Here is an 18865-nt window from a genome sequence, read left to right on the forward strand (position 1 = left end):
TCGTCGTCATGACGACGAACACGAACGAGACCGCCGCCCCCGCTCGCCGCCTCGACTACGCCCGGACCGTCCCGAAGGTGTTCCGCGCGATGATCGCGCTGGACGCGGCCGCCCGGGAGGGCCTGGACCCGGCGCTGGTCGAGCTGGTGCAGATGCGCACCTCGCAGCTGAACAACTGCGCGTACTGCCTGGACATGCACACCAGGGACGCCCGCAAGGCCGGCGAGACGGACGAGCGGATCTACCTGCTGCCGGTGTGGCACGAGGCGCCGGCCGGGGTGTACAGCGAGCGGGAGCGGGCGGCGCTGGCGATCGCGGAGGAGATCGCCCGGATCGACGGCGGGGTCTCGGAGGCGGCCTACACCCGCGCGTCCGCGCTCTTCGAGGACGCGGAGCTGGCGCAGCTGATCTCCGTCTGCTTCACGATCAACACCTGGAACCGGATCAACATCACCACCCGCAAGACCCCCGGCGCCCTCTGAGCGGACGGCCCGCGACGGCCACCGGGGTACGATCGATGCCGTACCAAGGGCTTACCCACACCCACCCGGTGGCCCCGAGGCTCTTCGATAGACGGGGTTCCGATGTCCGGCTCGCACTACTTCGACAGTGCACCCGAGGTCGCCAGCGAGCGCAGGCCGATCACGGTCTCCCTGCCGGACCTCACCCTGGAACTGACCACCGACGCCGGGGTGTTCTCGCACGGCGGCCTCGACAAGGGCACGCGCATCCTGCTGGAGCACGCCCCGCAGCCGCGCGTGCGCGGCCCGATCCTGGACGTCGGCTGCGGCTACGGCCCGATCGCGCTGACCTGGGCGAGCCGGCGCAAGCGGCTGCCGGTGTGGGCCGTGGACGTGAACGAGCGGGCGCTGGAGCTGGTCCGGCTGAACGCGCAGGCGCTGCGGCTGGGCAACGTCCAGGCCGCGCTGCCCGCCGACGTCCCGGAGGACCTCCGGTTCGCCACCATCTACTCCAACCCGCCGATCCGGATCGGCAAGGCGGAACTGCGCCGGCTGCTGACGCACTGGCTCGGCCGGCTGACCCCGGACGGCTCGGCGTTCCTGGTGGTGCAGAAGCACCTGGGCTCGGACTCGCTGCAGGCGTGGCTGAACGAGCAGGGGTACCCGACGAGCCGGGTCACCTCGGTGAACGGGTTCCGGATTCTGGAAGCACGGCCCCGCCCCGAGGCGGGCGAGGGCACCGAGAGTGGACGGGGTACGACGTCGTGAAGCAGCTGCGCGGGACCGAACTGAAGCGACTGCACCGCTCGTGGCGGCGCAGCAACGAGTTCCGGCTCGCGATGATCCTGGAGAACCTCCAGTCGCCGTTCAACGTCGGCTCGGTGGTCCGCACCGGGGCGGCGATGGGCGCCGAGAAGCTGTACCTGACCGGGGACACCCCGTCGGTGCGCTCCTCCGGGGCGCAGAAGGCCGCGATGGGCACCGACAAGTACCTCAAGGTCGAGTACTTCCCGACCGTCGCCGAGGCCGTGGCCGCCGCGAAGGCGGACGGCTTCAAGGTGGTCGGGCTGGAGCTGGCGGACGACGCGGTGCCGATGTTCGCCGCCGAGCTGACCCCGGCGGTGGCCTTCGTGCTGGGGCACGAGGACCGCGGGATCACGCCGGAGGCGCTGGAGCTCTGCGACCAGGTGGTGTTCGTGCCGCAGCTGGGCCGGGTCGGCTCGCTGAACGTCTCGGCGGCCGCGACGGTGGCCTGCTACGAGGCGCGCCGCCAGGGGTACGCGATCAGCGGCACCCCGGACGGGAGCGACGCGGGCGGGCTGGACGGGCTCGACGGGCTCGACGAGGACTGATCCGCAGGACCTGATGACGGAGGAGTGCGCCGCCCGGCGCACTCCTCCCGTCGTTTTCGGGCGGTTCTCCCGGTATGCCGCACGGGCGGTCAGCACGGCGTCAGTTGGGCGTCAGCGGGGCCAGGGACCGTAGAGGGGCCCACCCGCCGCCCTTCGAGCGAGGTCGACATGCATCTTCCGTCCCCCGGTTTCAGCGCGCGCCTCAAGCGCGCCGTGACCGGCTCCACCGACACCCCGCTGGTGTTCCTCGGCAACTTCGAGGTCGAGAACCACTGGGCGATCGGCGAGCCGGCGCTGCCCCGGGTCGCCTCGCACGCGGGCAGCGCGGTGGTGAACCGCATGGACGAGTTCGCGCTGCTGCTCGGCGGCAAGGACGACCACGTGGTCCTCAAGACCCCTCTGGACGAGGGCTACCGCGCCTACCTGGAGGGCCTGGGCCTCGAACTGCCCACCGTGCACGTCGTCTCCGGGCAGGACCCGCGCCGCACGGTCAGCGAGGACGCCCTGGAGGACGCCGAACTGATCGGCGCCCTGGGCGCGTTGGCCTCCGAGGGCGCCCGGCTGACGGCGCACGGCATCTCCGTGGTCGAGGAGCAGCTCGCCGAGCGGACCGGGCTGGCGCTCGGGGCCCCGTCGGCGGCCGTCTGCAAGCGGGTCAACAGCAAGGTGTACAGCCGCCGGCTCTCCGACGAGCTCGGCATCCGGCAGGCCCGCGGCTGGGCCTGCGAGACCCTGGAGGAGCTGGCCGAGGCCGTCGACCTGGCCTGCGAGCTCCTCGACGCCGGAACGAAGGTGGTCCTCAAGGACGCCTTCGGGGTGTCCGGCAAGGGCATCGTGGTGCTGGACTCCTCCGCCCGGCTGCGCCGGCTGCACCGGATGGCCGTCCAGCAGGCCGAGAAGGCCGCCGCCCGGGAGGGCGGGGCGCCGCGCACCGCGCTGGTGCTGGAGGAGTGGGTGGCCAAGCGCTGCGACCTCAACTACCAGTTCACGGTGGGCCTGGACAAGTCGGTGCACTTCGACTTCGTCAAGGAGCTGCTCACCGAGAACGGCGTGCACAAGGGCCACCGCATCCCGGCCCGGCTCTCCGAGGCGCAGGTGGCACAGATCGGCGCCACCGTCCAGCAGTTGGGCATGCAGCTGGCCGCCGACGGCTACTACGGCGTGGTCGGCGTGGACGCCATGGTCGACCCGGACGAGGGCCTGTACCCCGTCATCGAGATCAACGCCCGCAACAACATGTCCACGTACCAGAACGTGGTGCACGAGGGCGGGCTCGCCGGGCCGGGTCAGGTCGCCGTGGCGCGGCACTTCCCGCTGCGGCTCACCGGACCGCTCCCCTTCGCCGAACTCGCCGCGCTGCTGGACGGGTTGCTGCTGACCGCGCCCGGCCCGGACGCCGAGGGCCTGTTCGTGAACAACTACGCCACGGTCAACGCCGCGGCCACCGACGAATCCGGCGCGGACGGCTACGAGGGCCGGCTGTACGGCGTCCTCGTCGGTGCCGACGACGCCCGGATCGAGGCGATCGACGCCGACATCACCCGCCGCCTGGCGGCCCACCCGGAACGGAGCCGATCGTGAGCGTCCCCTTCGAGGTGCAGGGCCTCGGAATCACCGAACTGGCCGAGGAGTTCGGCACCCCGCTGTACCTGTACGACGGCGAGGAGATCACCACCCGCTTCGCCGGGCTGCGCGCGGCCGTCCACCCCCGGCTGGAGTTCTTCTACTCACTCAAGGCCAACCCCAACCTGGCGATCTGCGCGCTGCTGCACGACGCCGGCGCCCGCGCCGAGGTGTCCTCGATGACGGAGCTGGTCACCGCCCGCCGGGCCGGGGTCGCGCCGGAGGACGTCATCTTCCTCGGCCCCGGCAAGAGCCGCGCCGAGGTGGCGGCCTGCCTGGACGAGGGCATCCACGCGATCGTCTGCGAGTCCGTCGAGGAGCTCGGCCTGATCGACGAGCTGGCGTGCGAGCGCGGCCTCGTCGCGCCGGTCGCGCTGCGCGTCAACCCGAGCTTCCAGGTGAAGGGTTCGGGCCTGACGATGGGCGGCAAGCCCCGCCAGTTCGGCACCGACGAGGAGCAGCTGCTCGCCGAGGGCGCGGCGCTCGCGGGGAAGTACGCCAACGTCCGCCTGATGGGCGTGCAGGTCTACCTCGGCACCCGCATCCTCTCCGAGGAGTCGGTGATCGAGAACACCCGGCGGATCTTCGACCTCGCCGAGCGCCTCTCCGCCGAACTCGGCTTCCCGCTGGAGACGGTGGACGTCGGCGGCGGCCTGGGCATCGCCTACTTCGACAACGAGAAGGACCTCGACCTGGCCGTCCTGGCCGAGGGCCTCAACCCGCTGATCGAGGACTTCTCGGCCCGCCACCCCGACACCCGGCTCATCATGGAGCTCGGCCGCTTCCTCGTCGCCGCCTCCGGCACGTACGTGACCCGGGTGCGCTACACCAAGACCTCGATGGGCGAGAACTTCGCCGTCACCGACGGCGGCACCAACCACCACATGGCGGCGGTCGGCATCGGCTCGTACGTCAAGCGCAACTTCCCGATGGCCGCGCTGGAGCGGCTCGACGAGCCGGCCACCGAGCCCTGGCACATCACCGGCCCGCTGTGCACGCCCAACGACGTCATCGGCAAGAAGGTCCCGATGCCGGCGCTGCGGCCGGGCGACCTCGTCGGCGTCCAGCGCTCGGGCGCGTACGGGCCCACCGCCTCGCCCGTGCACTTCCTGAGCCACGGCTACCCGGCCGAGGTCCTCGTGCTGGACGGGCGGGCGCACCTGATCCGCGAGCGCGACGACGTCGAGGCGATGCTCGGCCGCCAGCGGCTGCACCGCCCGGCCGCCGGCGACGCCAACTGACCTGCACGACACCCCCATTCGAGACCAGCGACGCGAACGAGGAGCAGCACAGCATGAGCGACACCGCGACCACCGACCCGAAGTACGTCGACGCCGTCCGCCAGGGCCTCTCCGAGGTGCTCAACAAGGACGTCTCCGACGCCGACCAGAGCGTCAAGCTCTTCGACGAGCTGGGCCTGGACTCCAGCAGCGCCCTCGAACTGCTCATCGCCATCGAGGAGATCCTCGACGTGCAGTTCGACGCCGACGAGCTCGACATGAACCACTTCGAGACCGTGGGCTCCCTCGCCGGCTTCGTCGCCGCGGAGGCCGACGCCTGACGGCGCTCCGCATCCCCGGCCCGCCCGACCCGCACCCCGGGTCGGGCGGGCCGCACGACCGGGCCCGCGCACCCGAGCGGGCCCGCGCGGCCCGCCGGGCGAAGTGCCCCGCCGGGCCCGCCCGTTGACCTTGCCCCGCCGCGCGCCGAGGAGCCACCGCTCCGGCCCCGGCTCCCCCGCCCCGTCCGGCCCCGTCGATCGGCCGGACCACCCGCCACCCGGGGCGGCGCGGGACCCCTCGAGGGGTACTCGTACCATCCACATGCTGGACGGATTTCCGCCCGGGCCGGGGTCCCGACCTGCAGTTGCCCGTGGCGTATGCCAACCCTGTCGCGCCGATCGGCGATTTGCCCTTCAACGTGTCGGGACCGATGTGGTATCCAGAACCACCCGGTAACTACGGCGGACCGCCGCACGTGACCGGTCGTCAGGTAGAGAAAACCCCCCTTCGAATCGGCGAAGTTGTACCCGTGCTCGCCTGCCGGAGCGTCATTAGATTCACGAGGGTCGGCCCGTCGCTCCGCATTCCGGGCGCGTCTTCGTGAGGAGGGGAACGTGATCGTGGAGGGCAGGAACGTGATCACCAGGGCCGCCCGGTGGAGCGCCGTCCACCCCTGGTGGGCGATCGCGCTCTGGGTGGCGTTCGTCGTGGGCGCCCTGGTCGTGGGCACCATGGCGGGCACCCGCCAGGCCACCAACACGGACCTCTCCATCGGCGAGTCCGGCCGGGCCGCCCAGATCGCCCGCAGCGGCGGCCTGCAGGACCGCGCCGTGGAGAACCTCCTCGTCACCGCCTGGAACGGCGGGCGGCTCGACCTGCCCCGGGCCCGCTCCGCCGCCTCGGACGGCGCCCGCGACCTGGCGACCGTCGAGGGGGTGCGGGCGGTCGGCGAGCAGGTCGCCTCCCCGGACGGCACGGCCGTACTCGTCCCCGTCACCCTGGACGGGGACCCGGAGACCGCCTCGAAACGGGTGCAGCCGCTGCTGGACAGCGTGGAGCGCATCCACGCCGAGCACGGGGACGTGCGGATGGAGCTGGTCGGCGCCGGCTCGATCAAGGCCGGGCTGAACGAGGTGCTGAGCAAGGACCTCGGCAAGGCGACCCTGCTGAGCCTTCCGGTCACCCTGCTGGTCATGGTCTTCGCCTTCGGCGCGATCGTCGCCGCGAGCGTCCCGGTGGTGCTGGGCCTGTCCTCGGTGCTGGCGGGGCTGGGCCTGTGGGGGGCGGCCTCCCAGGCCTTCCCCGACCCGGGGCCGGTGACGCAGTTCATCGTGCTGATGGGCATGGCGATCGGCGTCGACTACTCGCTGTTCTACCTCAAACGCCAGCGCGAGGAACGCGCGTTGGGTGCCGACAACATCGACGCCATCGAGATCGCGGCGGCCACCTCCGGGCACTCGGTGCTCGTCTCGGGGGTGGTCGTCATCGTGTCCATGGGCGCCCTCTACCTGACCAGGCACCTCGCCTTCGAGTCGATGGCCACCGGCGCGGTGATCGTGGTGGCGATCGCGATCACCTCCTCGCTGACCGTCCTGCCCGCGATGCTCTCCCGCTTCGGCCGGTTCCTGGACGCGCCGCGGATGCCCCTGGTGTGGCGGCTGACCCGCCAGGGCGCCGGGGTGAAGCCCCGGCTCTGGTCCACGATGCTGCGGCCCTCGCTGCGGCACCCGGTGGTGGCCCTGGTGGCCTCGGTGGGGGCCCTGCTGCTGCTCGCGATGCCGGCGCTGGGGCTGAAGCTCAAGGCCACCGGGATCGACGACCTGCCGCGCTCGATCCCGGCGATGCAGGCCAACGAGCGCCTGACGAAGTCCTTCCCCAGCCAGTCCGACACCCACACGGTGGCGGTGCGCGTCCCGGCCGACCGCGTCGGCGAGCTGCGCGCGGCGGTGGCCCGGCTGGTCGAACGGGCCGACCGGGACGACCTGTTCGTCCACGACCCCGCCCCGGTCGTGCTCACCTCGGTGGACGGCACGGTGGCGACGGTGGCGATCGGCACCCGCTTCGACAGCAGCTCCGACGAGGCCCGCGCCTCGCTGGAGCGGCTGCGCAAGGAGATCGCCCCGCAGACCCTGGGCACGGTGCCGGGCGCCCAGTACGCGGTGGGCGGCAGCGACGTCGCCTTCGACGTGGACTACCGGGCGAACGTGATGGACAAGATGCCCTGGGTGCTCGGGGTGGCGCTGGCGCTGACCTTCCTGGTGATGGCGCTGGCCTTCCGCTCGGTGATGCTCGCGCTGATCACCGTGGTGCTCAACCTGCTGTCCTCGGCCGCCTCGTTCGGCCTGCTGGCGCTGATCTTCCAGCACGAGTGGGCGGAGGGCCTGCTGCACTTCGAGTCCACCGGGCGGGTGGTGGCCTGGCTGCCGCTGATGCTGTTCGTGATCCTGCTCGGGCTGTCGATGGACTACCACGTGTTCGTCGTCAGCCGCATCCGCGAGGCGGCGCGCGGCGGGCTGTCGGTACCGGAGGCCGTCGAGCAGGGCATCACCCGCACGGCCGGGGTGGTGACCAGCGCCGCCGCCGTCATGGTCTGCGTGTTCGCGCTGCTGGCCTCGCTCAACTTCATCGAGATGAAGCAGCTGGGCGTGGGGATGGCCTGCGCGGTGCTGCTGGACGCGACGGTGATCAGGATCGTGGTGCTGCCGGCCGTGGTCACCCTGCTGGGCTGGAAGACCTGGTGGCCCTCGCGGCTGGCCCGGCAGAGCACCCGGTGCGCACCGCGGATGCCCGCGATCGTGGCGGCCGCGACGGCCGCCGCGGCGGCACGTACGCCACTCCCGTAACACCAGTCACAACCGGCGCGCGGGCCGGGCCCGGGCGGCGTCCCGTGCCCGGCCCGCGCGCGTGGCGGCGTTGGCAACCGGTACCGATTTGGGGTTTGACGGCACCTGCTCTGTGATGGTTTGTTACGGGAGTTGTGGAGTCGCAAGCGCGTTCGCGGGCACGTGAGTGGCCGGCCGGGACGGGGGGAGCGGCTGTGTATCTCGTGGCGGACGGGAAGCAGGGGGCGGTTGGCTTGCACGGTGACGGCGGCCTCGCCTCGGCGCGCTGGCGTGCGGAACTGACCAGGGTGGGGAGCCTGTCCGGGCGGGAGCGTCAGGTCTTCGACCTGATCGGCGCCGGGCACTCCAACCGCGGCATCGCCGACCGGCTCCACGTGACGGAGCGGACCGTGAAGGCCCATGTCGCCAGCATCCTGGCCAAGTTGGGGGTGGAGTCGCGCCTGCAGGCCGGGCTCGTCGCCCAAGTCCATCAACTCATGTACGAAGGTACATGGCCGGAAGAGCCGCGCATGTCCGATACTTGACCGGCGCGAATGATACCCATGCTTTCCCCAATTTCAGGACGCTCCAAACAAGTTGACCTCTTCTGGTCGTGGCGGCCCGAGGTCGCAACGGAACTGCTAGGGACCGGAGTTCACCGCCAGGGACGGGGAATTTGGTGCACATCTCCATACTGGGCCCACTGCTGATCGGCGACGGTCAGCGAACCGTGGGCTTACGGGCGAAGAAGAACCGCGTGATGCTGACCATGCTGGCGCTCAACGCCGGCCAGGTGGTCGCCTTCGACGAACTGATCGACGAACTCTGGGGGGAGGCGCCGCTCAAGAACGCACGGAACGCCCTGCAGGCCAACGTCAAGCGCATGCGCAAGTCGCTGGCGGAACTGGGCATGGAGCGACCGGACCAGGAACTCATCCGCACCGTCGACAACGGCTACATGCTGGACGTCACGGACCACTCGGTCGACGCCTACCGCTTCCTGCGGACGGCGGAGAAGGGGGCGAACCTGGTCGAGAACCAGCCGTACGAAGCCATGGAAACCCTGCGCGGCGCACTGGCGATGTGGCGCGGACCGGCCCTGCTGGACACCAGCGACGGGCCCTGGTGCCGTGCCGTCGCGCTGCGACTGGACGAACAGCGCAAGACCGCCCGCGAGGACCTGATCGCGGCGCAGCTCCGGGCCGGGGAGGCCGGGACGGTCGTCGCCGAGCTCAAGCAGCTGCTGGCGCAGTACCCCGAACGGGAGCGGTTCAGCGAGCAGTTGATGATCGCCCTCTACCGGTGCGGACGGCAGTCGGAGGCGGTGGACATCTTCCACCGGACCCGAAGGTGGCTCGACGACGAGCTGGGGCTCAAGCCGAGCGGCCGCCTGCACCACCTCTACCAGGCGATCCTGATGCAGGACCCCTCGCTGTAGCTCATGAGGCGTGGGCAGCACGCCTCATGCCCGGAGCGCGGCACGAACGACCGGCGCCGGCGGTACCCCGATTTCCCACGGGACCGTCGGCGCCTTCGTTCTACGCGCGTCCGGACCCGTACGAACCTTCGGGTACGGCCGTCCGGGGGCAACGACCGAAAAACGCCCCTCGGACGGGCCCCGCGTGCCCTCGCCCTCCGCCTCGACTCACCGGACCGGCCCCAGCTCCGCGCACACCCGCCAGCCCCCGCCGTACGGCCCCGCCTCCAGCCGCCCGCCGAGCGCCTCGACCCGCTCCGCCAGGGCCGCCAGCCCCGTCCCTCCCCCGTCCCCGCCCCGGGGCGCCGGAGCCCCTGCTCCCCTCCCCCGGTCCGTGACGGTCACGCGCAGCAGCGAGGCCTCGATCCCGACCCCGACCTCCACCCGCCCCGTCCCCGGAGCGTGCCGCCGGACGTTGGTCAGCGCCTCCAGCACGACCCGGTACGCCGCGTCCTCGACCTCCTTCGGCGCCCTCCCCGCCACCCCGGGCTCCAGCGCCAGAGCGCCGCCCGCCGCGGAGGAGGCCAGGAAGCGCTCCACCAGCTCCGGCAGGTCCGCGAGCCCGTGCACCCTGGTCGGCGGCGGCTCGACGGCCTCCGGCGCCTCCGGGTCCCGCAGGGTGCGCAGCGTGCGGTCCATCGAGTCCAGCGCCCGCAGCCCGGCCCCCTCCAGCCGCCCGAGCAGCTCCGCCACCTCCCGCTCGTCGTACCCGGCGACCTGCGCCGCCTGCACCTCCAGCAGGATGCCGGTCACCTCGTGGGCGACGAAGTCGTGCAGGTCCCGGGCCACTTCGAGCCGCTGCTCGCGCCGCGCCCGCCGTACGGCCCGGGCCCGGCGCCCGTCCTGGGCCCGCAGGTACAGCCCGGTGCCGAGGGCGCAGGCCGTCGGGAGGGCGGCCGCCGCGACCCCGACCACCGAGGGCACGAGGACGGCCTTCGGGAGCCACAGCGTCAGCCGCAGCGGCAGCCCCGCCGCCGCGAGCCCGAGCACCGCCCCGGCCACCGCGACCCACCGCGCCGACGCCCTGCGGACCACCCGGGCGAGCAGCACCAGCAGGGCCGCGAACTCCCAGGGCAGCCAGAGCTGTACGGGCCCCTTGGGCCCCGTGTAGGCGAGGTCCACCGCCAGCGAGGCCACCGCCACCGCCCCGGCCGCCAGGACGGGCGAGCCCCACGGGAGCGGCCGGCGCAGCACGACGGCCGCCAGCGCCGCCGAGGCGATCGCGGCCGCCAGGCACGCCCCCGCCGACCCGAGCAGCGCCGCCGGAAGCGCCAGCAGCCCGACCGCCACCGCGCACAGCCTCCGCCGCCTGCGCGAATCGGGCACCCCCGCGGCCGTCACGCCCGCCCGTCCCCCGCGTGGCCCGCGTACCCCAACTCGTGGGCCCGCACCGCGATCCCCACCCGGTTCCGCACGCCCAGCTTCCGTTGGATGCTCGCCACGTGCGTCTTCACCGTCCCGGCCGAGATGAACAGCTCCCCGGCGATGTCCGCGTTGGTCTTCCCCTCCGCGACCTTCCCCGCAACCTCGGCCTCCCGCGCGGTCAGCGGCTCCGCGCCCTTCACGGCTCCGCCGCCGCCCCCGCCCACCACGTGCCGCAGCAGCCGCACGGTCACGGAGGGGCTGATCAGGCTGTCCCCGGCCGCCGCCGCCCGGACGGCCTCGACCAGCAGCGCCGGCCCCGAGCGCTTGAGCAGGAAGCCGGAGGCGCCGTTGCGCAGCGCCGGGTACACGTACTCGTCCAGGTCGAAGGTGGTGACCACGACCACCCGCAGCGGGTCGGCCACGGCCGGCCCGGCGAGCCGCCGGACGACCTCCAGCCCGTCCAGGCGCGGCATCCGGATGTCCACCAGGCTCACGTCCGGCCGCAGCCGGCGGGCCGCCTCCACCGCCTCGACCCCGTCGGCCGCCTCGGCGACCACCTCCAGGTCGGGCTGGCGTTCCAGGATCCGCCGCATCCCGCGGCGGACCATCTCCTGATCATCGGCGAGCAGCAGTCGAAGGGCCACGCCCACGGATTCTTCCAGCGGGTCGACCCCGAACCGTCCCCCCGTCGGCGGCCGTTGGCGCCCCTCACCTCCACCTTCGGACGGATGCCGTCTCACTCTCGCGGCGTACGGAAGGCTCCCGCCCGCTGCCTAACCTGAGGAGGTGCCCCGACTCTCCCCCCGGTCGCGTCGCCGCCGCTCGACGGTGGTCGACTCCTGTTGGGCGGGGCTCCTCCTCGCCGCCGGGATGCTGCACGCGCTGCGCTACGACGGCCTGCGGATGTGGTGGCTGGTCGTCTGCACGGTGCTGATCTCGGCGCTGCTCGCCCTGCGCCGCCGGGCGCCCGCCCCGGTGGCGGTGGCCGGGATCGCGCTCGGCGCCGCGCAGTTGCAGAACGCGAACCCCTCGGGCTCCGTCCTCATCGGCTCGCTCGTCCTGGCGTACAGCAGCGCCGCGTACGCGCCCCGGTGGGCCTACCGCGCGGAGCTGGCCGCCATCCTGGTGGCCGGGCCGGTGAGCGCCTGGCCGAAGCCGCCGGTCGTCGTCGCGTCCTCCGTGCTGCTGTCCGCGCCGCTCGCCCTCTGCTGGACGTGGGGTCGGCTGATCCGCACCCGTCGTGCGTACCTGACGGAGCTGGAGGACCGGGCCGCCCGTCTGGAGCGCGAGCGCGACGCCCAGGCCAAGGTCGCCGTCGCCGCCGAACGCGCCCGCATCGCCCGCGAACTCCACGACGTCGTCGCCCACAACGTCTCCGTGATGATCGTCCAGGCCGACGGCGCCGCCTACGTCCTCGACAACAACCCCCACCAGGCCAAGCAGTCCCTGACCGCCATCGCGACCACCGGCCGCCAGGCCCTCGTCGAGATGCGCCGCCTCCTCGGCGTCCTGCGCACCAGCGACGGCACCGGCGGCGCCTCCAAGGACAGCACCGGCAGCTATGTGCCGCAGCCCGGTGTCGAGGAGCTGCCCGAGCTCTTCGACCAGGTCCGCACCGCGGGGCTCCGCGTCGACTACACCACCACCGGCGCCCCCCACGACCTCCCCCGCGGCGTCGAACTCACCGTCTACCGCATCGTCCAGGAAGCCCTCACCAACGTCCGCAAACACGGCGGACCCGGTGTCCACGCCCACGTCACCGTCGACTACGGCGACCGCGAACTCGCCGTCCAGATCGACGACGACGGCCGCGGCACCACCACCACCGACCACCTCACCACCGGCGGCGCCGACGGCCTCGGCCACGGCCTCATCGGCATGCGCGAACGCGTCGGCATGGTCAGCGGCAACCTCGAAACCGGCCCCCGCCCCGGCGGCGGCTTCCGCATCCGCGCCACCCTGCCGCTGAAGCTCCCGTAGCGGTCAGTGGTCCAGGTAGGCCAGCACCGCCAGGACCCGGCGGTTGTCCGTCTCCGAGGGCGGCAGCCCGAGCTTGGTGAAGATGTTGCCGATGTGCTTGGCCACGGCCTTCTCCGAGATGTACAGCTCCTCGGCCGTCCCGGCGTTGGAGCGGCCCTGCGCCAGGCACTCCAGCACCTCCCGCTCCCGCCCGGAGAGCGCGGTGAGGCGCTCGTCGCGCACCTTGCGGGTGAGCAGCTGCTGGATGACCTCCGGGTCCATCGCCGTGCCGCCCGCCGACACCCGCTCGACGGCGTCGACGAACTGGTCCCCGTTGGTGACCCGGCTCTTGAGCAGGTACCCGACCCCCGCCGAGCCGGTGGCCAGCAACTCGTGGGCGTAGAGCGGCTCGACATACTGGGAGAGCAGCAGCACCGGCAGGTCGGGAATCCGGGTGCGGGCCTCCACCGCCGCGCGCAGGCCCTCGTCGCTGAGGCCGGGCGGCAGCCGTACGTCCACCACCGCGACGTCCGGGCGCTGTTCGGTGAGCGCCCGCAGGAGCATCGGGCCGTTGTCGACCGCCTCGACCACCTCGTGACCGTAGGCGGTGAGCAGTTGCACCAGACCGTTCCTCAGGAGGAAGTGGTCTTCGGCGAGGACAACGCGCACGGCAGCTCCATGGTGATCAGGGTGGGTCCTTCCGGCGGGCTGCTGACGGCCAGGATGCCGTCGAAGGCGGCCAGCCGGCGTTCGATCCCCCGCAGCCCCGTCCCCCGGTTCGGATCGGCGCCGCCGCGTCCGTCGTCGGTGACGTCGATGCGGAGCACGCCGTTCTCGTACCGGGCGTCGATCCAGGCGCGCTGGGCGCCGGAGTGCTTCGCGGCGTTGGTGAGGATCTCCGAGACGGCGAAGTAGGCGGCGGACTCGACGGGCGGCTCCGGCCGGCCGTCCAGGTCGATGGCGACCTCCGTGGACAGCGGGCACAGGAGGGCCAGGGAGCGGATCGCGTCGCCCAGGCCGCGGTCGGCCAGCACCGGCGGGTGGATGCCGCGGACGAGGTCGCGCAGCTCGTCCAGCGCCTTGGTGGAGGACTCGCGGGCCTCGGCGAGCAGGGCGGCCACCGCGTCGGGGTTGGTCTTGAGGAGCCGTTCGGCGGCGTTGAGGGTCATGCCCATCGCGACGAGCCGGGCCTGGGCGCCGTCGTGCAGGTCGCGCTCGATGCGGCGGATCTCCGCCATCTGCGTGTCCATCGCGTCGGAGCGCGTGGTGGTCAGGTGCTCGATGCGCTCGGCCATCAGCTCGTCCGCGCGGGGCGCCAGCATCCAGTACACGTAGCGGGCGTGGCGGGGCGCGGTGCGCGGGGCGTCCCAGAACGCGAGGGCGGCGACGAGGACGGCCAGGATTCCGGCGAGCACCGCGGTGACGGGGCCGTCGACCGGGATGAACAGGTACCAGAGGCTGCCCAGGTCCCGGGACAGCTGCGCGCCGAACACAGCCGTGGCCAGGCCCCACAGGCTGCTGAGCAGCAGGGCCGCCGGGACGAACGCGATCACGCCGCCGATGAGCGGGTCGATGACGACGAACCGCCAGTCCCGCCACACCTGGTTGTCCCGCGCGGAGAGGAGCGCGTGGATCGCCGGGCCCTGCCTGGTCTCCGGGAGCGGCGGGTAGCGGGCGGGCACCTCCACCCCGGCCCACTGCGAGGCCAACGCGCGCTGGCGGTCGACCAGTCGGCGCACGGAGCGCTGGGTGCCCGGCAGCAGCGGCACCGTCAGGCCGGTGGCCAGGAACGTGTACACCGTCGTCAGCCACATGCCGAGGAACATGGCCCGCAGGGAGAGGTTGAACAGCACGAGGGAGCGCCGCACGCCGGCGACCGCGCCACTGGGGAGCACCGCCCGTGGCGTACGTACGGTCATTGATGCGCCTTGCCGCCTGCTGTCCATCCCGGTACCCCCTGGGGTTCCGCATCCCTGGTTGATGCGCTGCCCTCCATTATTGGAACGGTGATCGACCACCGCAGGGGAGGAATATCCACCTTATGGCCGCGGGACGGCCAACGATCGGGTTTCGGCCACGCAGGCGATGCCCGGCTCCCCCTCGACCTCGACCTCGACGCGGAGCCCGAACAGGCAGCCGGAGGGCAGTTGGCGGACCGTCATCAGCGTCGCGCCCGCCCTGATCCTGCGTCCGACGTGCACCGGGCGCTGGAAGCGCACGGAGTCCAGGCCCACGTTGACGACGTGCTGGATCCCCTCGATGGTGAGGATCTCGTCCGTCATGGCGCTCAGCAGGCTCAGCGTCAGGTAGCCGTGCGCGACCGTCCCCCCGAAGGGGCCGTCGGCGGCGCGCTCGGGGTCGGTGTGGATCCACTGCTCGTCGCCGACGAGGGCGCCGTAGCGGTCGACCATCTCCTGGGTGATCGGGATCCACTCGCTCCGGCCCAGGTGCTGGCCCTTGGCCGCGGCGAACTCTTCGACGTTCGGGAAGGCTGTCACGGCGCACATCCTCGACGTCGCCCGCGGCCCTGGCAAGGGCCCTCGGCGGTCGGTCAGCGCGGGGTCAGCGCGAGGTCAGCGCGGCGTCAGCAGGCCCCGGGAACGTAGTGTCCATGACGGCGATATCGGCGGTTGCCAGCCACCGCCCCAAGACGGTGCCGCTCGCGGACCTCCAGCAGGACGTCGGCCTGACCGACGGCCAACTGCGGCAGTACGAGCGGTACTACGGCCTCGCGGACATCTGCCGCGAGCCCGGCGAGGGCGAGACGCAGCTTCTGCGGCAGGCCGTGGAGGCGCTCCCGCAGCTGCGCGGGCGCGAGGCGGACGTGCGCTACGTGCTGCAGGCCCGCACGATGCCGTCCCCGATGCCCTACCCGCACACCTCGATCGCCCCGCTGCTGGACGAGTTGGGGCTGCGGCACGCCACCGGCTTCGTCGTCTCGCAGCACGCCTGCGCCTCCGGCCTGCTCGCCCTCGACCTCGCCGGGACGCTGCTGGCGGCGGACGGCGATCCGGACGCCCTCGCCCTGATCCTGGCCGGCGAGAAGGTCGGCTCCCGCCAGTCGCAGTCCATCCCCGGCGTCACGGTGATGGGCGAGGCCACCGCCGCCGTGCTGCTGAGCGCGGACGGGCCGTCCGACCGGCTGCTCGGCTACGCCTCGCGGACGTACAGCCGGTTCAACGACCAGTTCCTGCTGGACGACCCGGACGCCGCCAAGGAGTTCCAGGAGCTGTACCCGACGGCGCTGTGCGAGGTGATGACCGCCGCGCTGGAGGAGGCCGGCTGCACCCTCGACGAGGTGGCGCTGATCCTGCCGCACAACGTCAACCGGCTGTCCTGGGTCGCGGTGTGCCGCCTGCTCGGCATCCCGATGTCCCGGCTGTACCTCGACCTGGTCTCCAAGACCGGTCACTGCTTCTGCGCGGACCCGTACCTCAACCTCCACCAGGCCACCCTGGACGGCCGGTTGGCCCCCGGCGACCGCTACCTGATGACGAGCGTGGGCCTGGGGGCGACCTTCGCGGCCACGGTCCTCGAACACTGAGAGGCGGTCTCCCAGCCGTGTTCCGCACCGCGGCGCCGCGTTCCGGCGCCCTGCCCACCACCGCCGGCCCGGCCGGGGGCGCCGTCCCCCGCCTGCTCCGGGCCGGCTGGTACACCCCCGTCGACCAGGACGGGCCGGGCCGCGCGCCCCGCCCCGAGGTCGAGGAGGTGCACCGGCACGCGGCCGAGCTGTACGGGACGCGGGTCCTGGGCGAGGAGTTCACGCACTCCCCGCAGCGGCCCACCCCCCGCCTGGCCGCCGGAGCCCTCGACGCGCTCGGCCCGCTCGCGCCGGACGAGGCCCCGCAGGTCGCCGTCCTCGCCTACACCACCCCGGACTTCGAGCACACCACGCTCACCGCCTCGCTGCTCCAGCACCGGCTCCCGGGCGAACCGCTCTGCTTCGCCGTCTCGGACCAGGGCGTCCTGAGCCCCTTCACGGCGCTGCGCGTCGCCGTCGAGTACGCCCGCCGCTCGGCGTGGACCCGGCTGCTGCTGGTCGTCGTCGACCAGAGCTCGCAGCCGTACCCCGGCCCCGCGTCCGGCCAGTACGCCGTCCGCCAGGACTCGGCCGCGGCCCTGCTGCTCGCCTGGGACGGCGGCACCTCTCCCGTCGCCGGAACGGGCCAGGGCCCGGCCGAGCGGGCGCTGCCCGCCCTGCGCGCCGACCTCGCGCAGGCCCGCCTGTTCGCCGCCGGCACCGGCCTGGCCTCCACCCCCGGGCTCGCCCCCGCCGGCACCCGCCGCGACGCGGAGCCCGGACTGCCGTGCACCGGCGTCTGGTCGGCCCTGCGCGGCGCGCCGGGCGGACGGGCGGTGCTCGCCGACCACGACCACGAGCTGGACCGCCTGGCCCACTGCACGCTGGACCTGCCGACCGGGAAGGACGGAGTCCGATGACGGTTGCCGTCGACCTCCACCGCTGCTGGCGGGAGTGCCGCGGCCTCGCCCGCCGCGAGGGCCTCGTCGAGGCGGTGCGCGCGCTGAACGCCGTGCTGTCCCCGGACGCCCCGCCCCGGGGCCCCGGCGGCCACGCCCTCCTCCCCTCCGGCGCCGCGCCGCTGCCGGGCGGCCAGGAGGGCCCCGGCCTCCTGGCCGCAGAGCCGGACACGGCCGCCGCCCGGGCCTCCGAGCAGTGGCGGGCCGGGCTGGTGTGGGTGCGCCTCGGCGCGTCGGAGGGGCTGCGGGACGCCGTGGTCGCCCGGCTCGCGGAGCGCACCACCGAGGGCGCGCCCCTGCTGATGAAGCAGATGGTCAAGGGCTCCCTGGCCGACGTGCTGATGGAGCAGCTGGAGGCGGAGGGCGTGCTCTCCGCCTCCGAGGAGCCGCCCCCCGCCGCCGAGTTGGAGCGCCTGCACGAGCGGATCACCCTCGCCGACCGGGCGCTGCTGCGCCTCCTCGGCGCGCACGGATTCACCGTCCCCGGCCCCGGATGGGACGCCCACCTGTCGGAGCTGCTCGCGGACGTCCACCGTGAACTCCCGTCCCCCACGCACCCGGAGCAGCCATGACCGCCCTGCCCGCGCACCTGGAGGAGCTCCGCCGCCTCGCCCGGGGCTGGGCCGGGGACCTCCGGGCGGCCGCCCTCGACCTGGACCGCGACCCGGAGGCCGTCCGCCACCTGCTCGACCTGCCGGCCGTCGCGTACCTCTCCACCCGCATCCGCTCGGCGGAGCGGGACGACACCCTCGAACGGGCGGTGCTGGTCGAGGAGATCGCCCGCGGCGACGCCGGCCTGATGATGGCCTCGCCCGGCCCGTCCATGACCGGCGTCCTGGTGGACGTCCTGGGCAGCCCGGAGCAGCGGGAGTGGTTCCACGACCGGCTCGTCCAGGGCCCGACCTGGACGAGCTTCGCCCTCACCGAGCCCGAACGCGGCTCCGCCATCGGCGAGATGGGCACCACCCTCACCCCGCAGGACGACGGCTCGTACCGGCTCGACGGCGCCAAGCGCTACATCGGCAACGCCTCCCGGGCCTCCGTCGCCTCCGTCTTCGCCCGCGTGCCCGGCGCCGACCGGCTCGGGGTGACGGCCGTCCTGGTGGACACCGCCGACCCCGGCTGGACGGCCGAGCCGCTGCCCACCCTCGGCCTGCGCGGCGCCCGGATCGGGGCCGTCACCCTGGACGGCGTGCACGTCCCGGCGGAGCGGGTGCTGGGCCGCCACCTCCCGCCGACCCGGCGCGGCATGTGGGGCATCCTCGCCGTCTTCAACCGGCTGCGCCCCAGCGTGGCCGCCATCGCCCTCGGGATCGCGGGCTCCGCGCACGACTACGTCGCCGAGCACCGCAAGGAGCTGCGCGGCGAAGAGCTGGCGCGCTTCGAGAAGTTGGGCCGCAGGATCGACGCGACCAGGCTGCTCACCCACCGCGCCGCCTCGGCCGTGGACCGGCGCCCGGCGGACGGCTACCTCGCCTCGGCCGCCAAGGCCCGCGCCTGCGAACTCGCGGAGGACGCCACGCGCTCGGCGCTGTCCTTCTTCGGCCCGGCCGCCCGCCTGGAGCACCCCCTGCTGGACAAGTACGCCCGCGACGCGCGGGGCGTGGAGTTCATGGAGGGGACCGGCACCATGCAGCGGCTCAACCTGTTCCAGGGCCTGCACACCGGCCGCGTCGGGCGCGCCGAGGTGTAGGGCCCGTCCGCGACGGGCCACGCCGGCCGAGGGGGGTCACGGCCGGCCGTGGCACGTCGCGGAACTGCTCGGGACTACGCCGGCGCCATGGCCCTGTCCGGAGCGGAACCGTGCCCGGTTCCGAGATCG

The 18865-nt window shown here is 73.3% G+C and carries 19 protein-coding genes; 14 read left to right on the forward strand and 5 right to left on the reverse strand.

Translation table 11 applies throughout. From position 1 onward, the window contains the following. Nucleotides 1-8 precede the first annotated feature (8 nt). The 9 genes from ACIRRS_RS27120 (at nucleotide 9) to ACIRRS_RS27160 (ending at nucleotide 9198) form a co-directional block, all read left to right on the forward strand. On the forward strand, nucleotides 9-482 hold the full coding sequence (locus ACIRRS_RS27120; RefSeq protein ID WP_402975832.1) for a carboxymuconolactone decarboxylase family protein: 474 nt from the start codon (nucleotides 9-11) through the stop codon (nucleotides 480-482). A 102-nt stretch (nucleotides 483-584) separates the two neighbouring features. Beyond that, the gene (locus ACIRRS_RS27125; protein ID WP_402975834.1) at nucleotides 585-1229 is read left to right on the forward strand and encodes a class I SAM-dependent methyltransferase; all 645 of its coding nucleotides are present in this window, start codon (nucleotides 585-587) and stop codon (nucleotides 1227-1229) included. Continuing rightward, nucleotides 1226-1813 carry a TrmH family RNA methyltransferase gene (locus ACIRRS_RS27130; protein ID WP_402975836.1) on the forward strand — a complete coding sequence of 196 codons (588 nt, stop codon included), beginning with the start codon at nucleotides 1226-1228 and terminating at the stop codon, nucleotides 1811-1813. Before ACIRRS_RS27125 ends, ACIRRS_RS27130 begins: the two co-directional genes overlap by 4 nt. Before the next feature lie 168 nt (nucleotides 1814-1981). Then, nucleotides 1982-3394, forward strand: coding sequence for a hypothetical protein (locus tag ACIRRS_RS27135; protein WP_402975838.1), 1413 nt, complete (start codon nucleotides 1982-1984; stop codon nucleotides 3392-3394). Further along, entirely contained in the window at nucleotides 3391-4677 is a 1287-nt protein-coding gene (locus ACIRRS_RS27140; RefSeq protein WP_402975840.1) for a type III PLP-dependent enzyme, read from the forward strand. The genes ACIRRS_RS27135 and ACIRRS_RS27140 overlap by 4 nt, the downstream gene beginning before the upstream one ends. A gap of 53 nt (nucleotides 4678-4730) precedes the next feature. Beyond that, nucleotides 4731-4997, forward strand: coding sequence for an acyl carrier protein (locus tag ACIRRS_RS27145; RefSeq protein ID WP_402975842.1), 267 nt, complete (start codon nucleotides 4731-4733; stop codon nucleotides 4995-4997). A gap of 555 nt (nucleotides 4998-5552) precedes the next feature. Further along, entirely contained in the window at nucleotides 5553-7781 is a 2229-nt protein-coding gene (locus ACIRRS_RS27150) for an MMPL family transporter (RefSeq protein WP_402975844.1), read from the forward strand. A 194-nt stretch (nucleotides 7782-7975) separates the two neighbouring features. Beyond that, nucleotides 7976-8305: a helix-turn-helix transcriptional regulator gene (locus ACIRRS_RS27155; RefSeq protein WP_402975846.1), complete on the forward strand. Its 330-nt coding sequence runs from the start codon at nucleotides 7976-7978 to the stop codon at nucleotides 8303-8305. 215 nt (nucleotides 8306-8520) lie between these two features. Beyond that, a complete protein-coding gene (locus tag ACIRRS_RS27160) occupies nucleotides 8521-9198 on the forward strand; it encodes a BTAD domain-containing putative transcriptional regulator (RefSeq protein ID WP_402975848.1) in 678 nt (225 codons plus the stop codon). A 207-nt stretch (nucleotides 9199-9405) separates the two neighbouring features. On the opposite strand, the gene ACIRRS_RS27165 is transcribed toward ACIRRS_RS27160, so the two are convergent. Together ACIRRS_RS27165 and ACIRRS_RS27170 are read right to left on the reverse strand one after the other, a co-directional pair. Then, entirely contained in the window at nucleotides 9406-10527 is a 1122-nt protein-coding gene (locus tag ACIRRS_RS27165) for a sensor histidine kinase (protein ID WP_402975849.1), read from the reverse strand. A 47-nt stretch (nucleotides 10528-10574) separates the two neighbouring features. After that, entirely contained in the window at nucleotides 10575-11246 is a 672-nt protein-coding gene (locus ACIRRS_RS27170) for a response regulator (protein WP_402975851.1), read from the reverse strand. Between the two features lie 142 nt (nucleotides 11247-11388). Between ACIRRS_RS27170 and ACIRRS_RS27175 the strand changes: the two genes are divergently transcribed. Further along, the gene (locus ACIRRS_RS27175; RefSeq protein WP_402975852.1) at nucleotides 11389-12582 is read left to right on the forward strand and encodes a sensor histidine kinase; all 1194 of its coding nucleotides are present in this window, start codon (nucleotides 11389-11391) and stop codon (nucleotides 12580-12582) included. Between the two features lie 3 nt (nucleotides 12583-12585). Here the strand turns inward: ACIRRS_RS27175 and ACIRRS_RS27180 are convergent, their stop codons facing one another. The 3 genes from ACIRRS_RS27180 to ACIRRS_RS27190 form a co-directional block, all read right to left on the reverse strand. Further along, nucleotides 12586-13230 (reverse strand): LuxR C-terminal-related transcriptional regulator, encoded by a 645-nt coding sequence (locus ACIRRS_RS27180; RefSeq protein ID WP_402975854.1) that lies wholly within the window; start codon nucleotides 13228-13230, stop codon nucleotides 12586-12588. Next, nucleotides 13194-14480, reverse strand: a complete 1287-nt coding sequence (locus tag ACIRRS_RS27185) for a sensor histidine kinase (protein ID WP_402975856.1) — start codon at nucleotides 14478-14480, stop codon at nucleotides 13194-13196. The genes ACIRRS_RS27180 and ACIRRS_RS27185 overlap by 37 nt, the downstream gene beginning before the upstream one ends. A gap of 120 nt (nucleotides 14481-14600) precedes the next feature. After that, nucleotides 14601-15059 carry a MaoC family dehydratase gene (locus tag ACIRRS_RS27190; protein WP_402975858.1) on the reverse strand — a complete coding sequence of 153 codons (459 nt, stop codon included), beginning with the start codon at nucleotides 15057-15059 and terminating at the stop codon, nucleotides 14601-14603. 113 nt (nucleotides 15060-15172) lie between these two features. Here ACIRRS_RS27190 and ACIRRS_RS27195 point away from each other — a divergent pair, with 113 nt between their 5' ends. Genes ACIRRS_RS27195 through ACIRRS_RS27210 form a run of 4 tightly spaced genes read left to right on the forward strand, consistent with a single transcriptional unit; the run spans nucleotide 15173 to nucleotide 18736 of the window. Beyond that, nucleotides 15173-16105: a 3-oxoacyl-[acyl-carrier-protein] synthase III C-terminal domain-containing protein gene (locus tag ACIRRS_RS27195; protein ID WP_402975860.1), complete on the forward strand. Its 933-nt coding sequence runs from the start codon at nucleotides 15173-15175 to the stop codon at nucleotides 16103-16105. Nucleotides 16106-16122: 17 nt separating this feature from the next. After that, the gene (locus ACIRRS_RS27200; RefSeq protein ID WP_402975862.1) at nucleotides 16123-17004 is read left to right on the forward strand and encodes a hypothetical protein; all 882 of its coding nucleotides are present in this window, start codon (nucleotides 16123-16125) and stop codon (nucleotides 17002-17004) included. Further along, nucleotides 17001-17615, forward strand: a complete 615-nt coding sequence (locus ACIRRS_RS27205; RefSeq protein ID WP_402975864.1) for a hypothetical protein — start codon at nucleotides 17001-17003, stop codon at nucleotides 17613-17615. Before ACIRRS_RS27200 ends, ACIRRS_RS27205 begins: the two co-directional genes overlap by 4 nt. Next, entirely contained in the window at nucleotides 17612-18736 is a 1125-nt protein-coding gene (locus ACIRRS_RS27210) for an acyl-CoA dehydrogenase family protein (RefSeq protein WP_402975866.1), read from the forward strand. Before ACIRRS_RS27205 ends, ACIRRS_RS27210 begins: the two co-directional genes overlap by 4 nt. The last annotated feature ends 129 nt before the right edge of the window (nucleotides 18737-18865 follow it).

It is taken from the genome of Kitasatospora sp. NPDC101183 (assembly GCF_044767945.1).
In the GTDB taxonomy this organism is placed as follows: Bacteria; Actinomycetota; Actinomycetes; order Streptomycetales; family Streptomycetaceae; genus Kitasatospora.

What these genes read in the sequence shown, in the direction of transcription:
- ACIRRS_RS27120 (WP_402975832.1), top strand. Translation starts at nt 9, where the DNA reads ATGACGACGAACACGAACGAGACCGCCGCCCCCGCTCGCCGCCTCGAC.
- ACIRRS_RS27125 (WP_402975834.1), top strand. Translation starts at nt 585, where the DNA reads ATGTCCGGCTCGCACTACTTCGACAGTGCACCCGAGGTCGCCAGCGAG.
- ACIRRS_RS27135 (WP_402975838.1), top strand. Translation starts at nt 1,982, where the DNA reads ATGCATCTTCCGTCCCCCGGTTTCAGCGCGCGCCTCAAGCGCGCCGTG.
- ACIRRS_RS27145 (WP_402975842.1), top strand. Translation starts at nt 4,731, where the DNA reads ATGAGCGACACCGCGACCACCGACCCGAAGTACGTCGACGCCGTCCGC.
- ACIRRS_RS27160 (WP_402975848.1), top strand. Translation starts at nt 8,521, where the DNA reads ATGCTGACCATGCTGGCGCTCAACGCCGGCCAGGTGGTCGCCTTCGAC.
- ACIRRS_RS27185 (WP_402975856.1), bottom strand. Translation starts at nt 14,480, where the DNA reads ATGACCGTACGTACGCCACGGGCGGTGCTCCCCAGTGGCGCGGTCGCC.
- ACIRRS_RS27195 (WP_402975860.1), top strand. Translation starts at nt 15,173, where the DNA reads ATGACGGCGATATCGGCGGTTGCCAGCCACCGCCCCAAGACGGTGCCG.
- ACIRRS_RS27205 (WP_402975864.1), top strand. Translation starts at nt 17,001, where the DNA reads ATGACGGTTGCCGTCGACCTCCACCGCTGCTGGCGGGAGTGCCGCGGC.
- ACIRRS_RS27210 (WP_402975866.1), top strand. Translation starts at nt 17,612, where the DNA reads ATGACCGCCCTGCCCGCGCACCTGGAGGAGCTCCGCCGCCTCGCCCGG.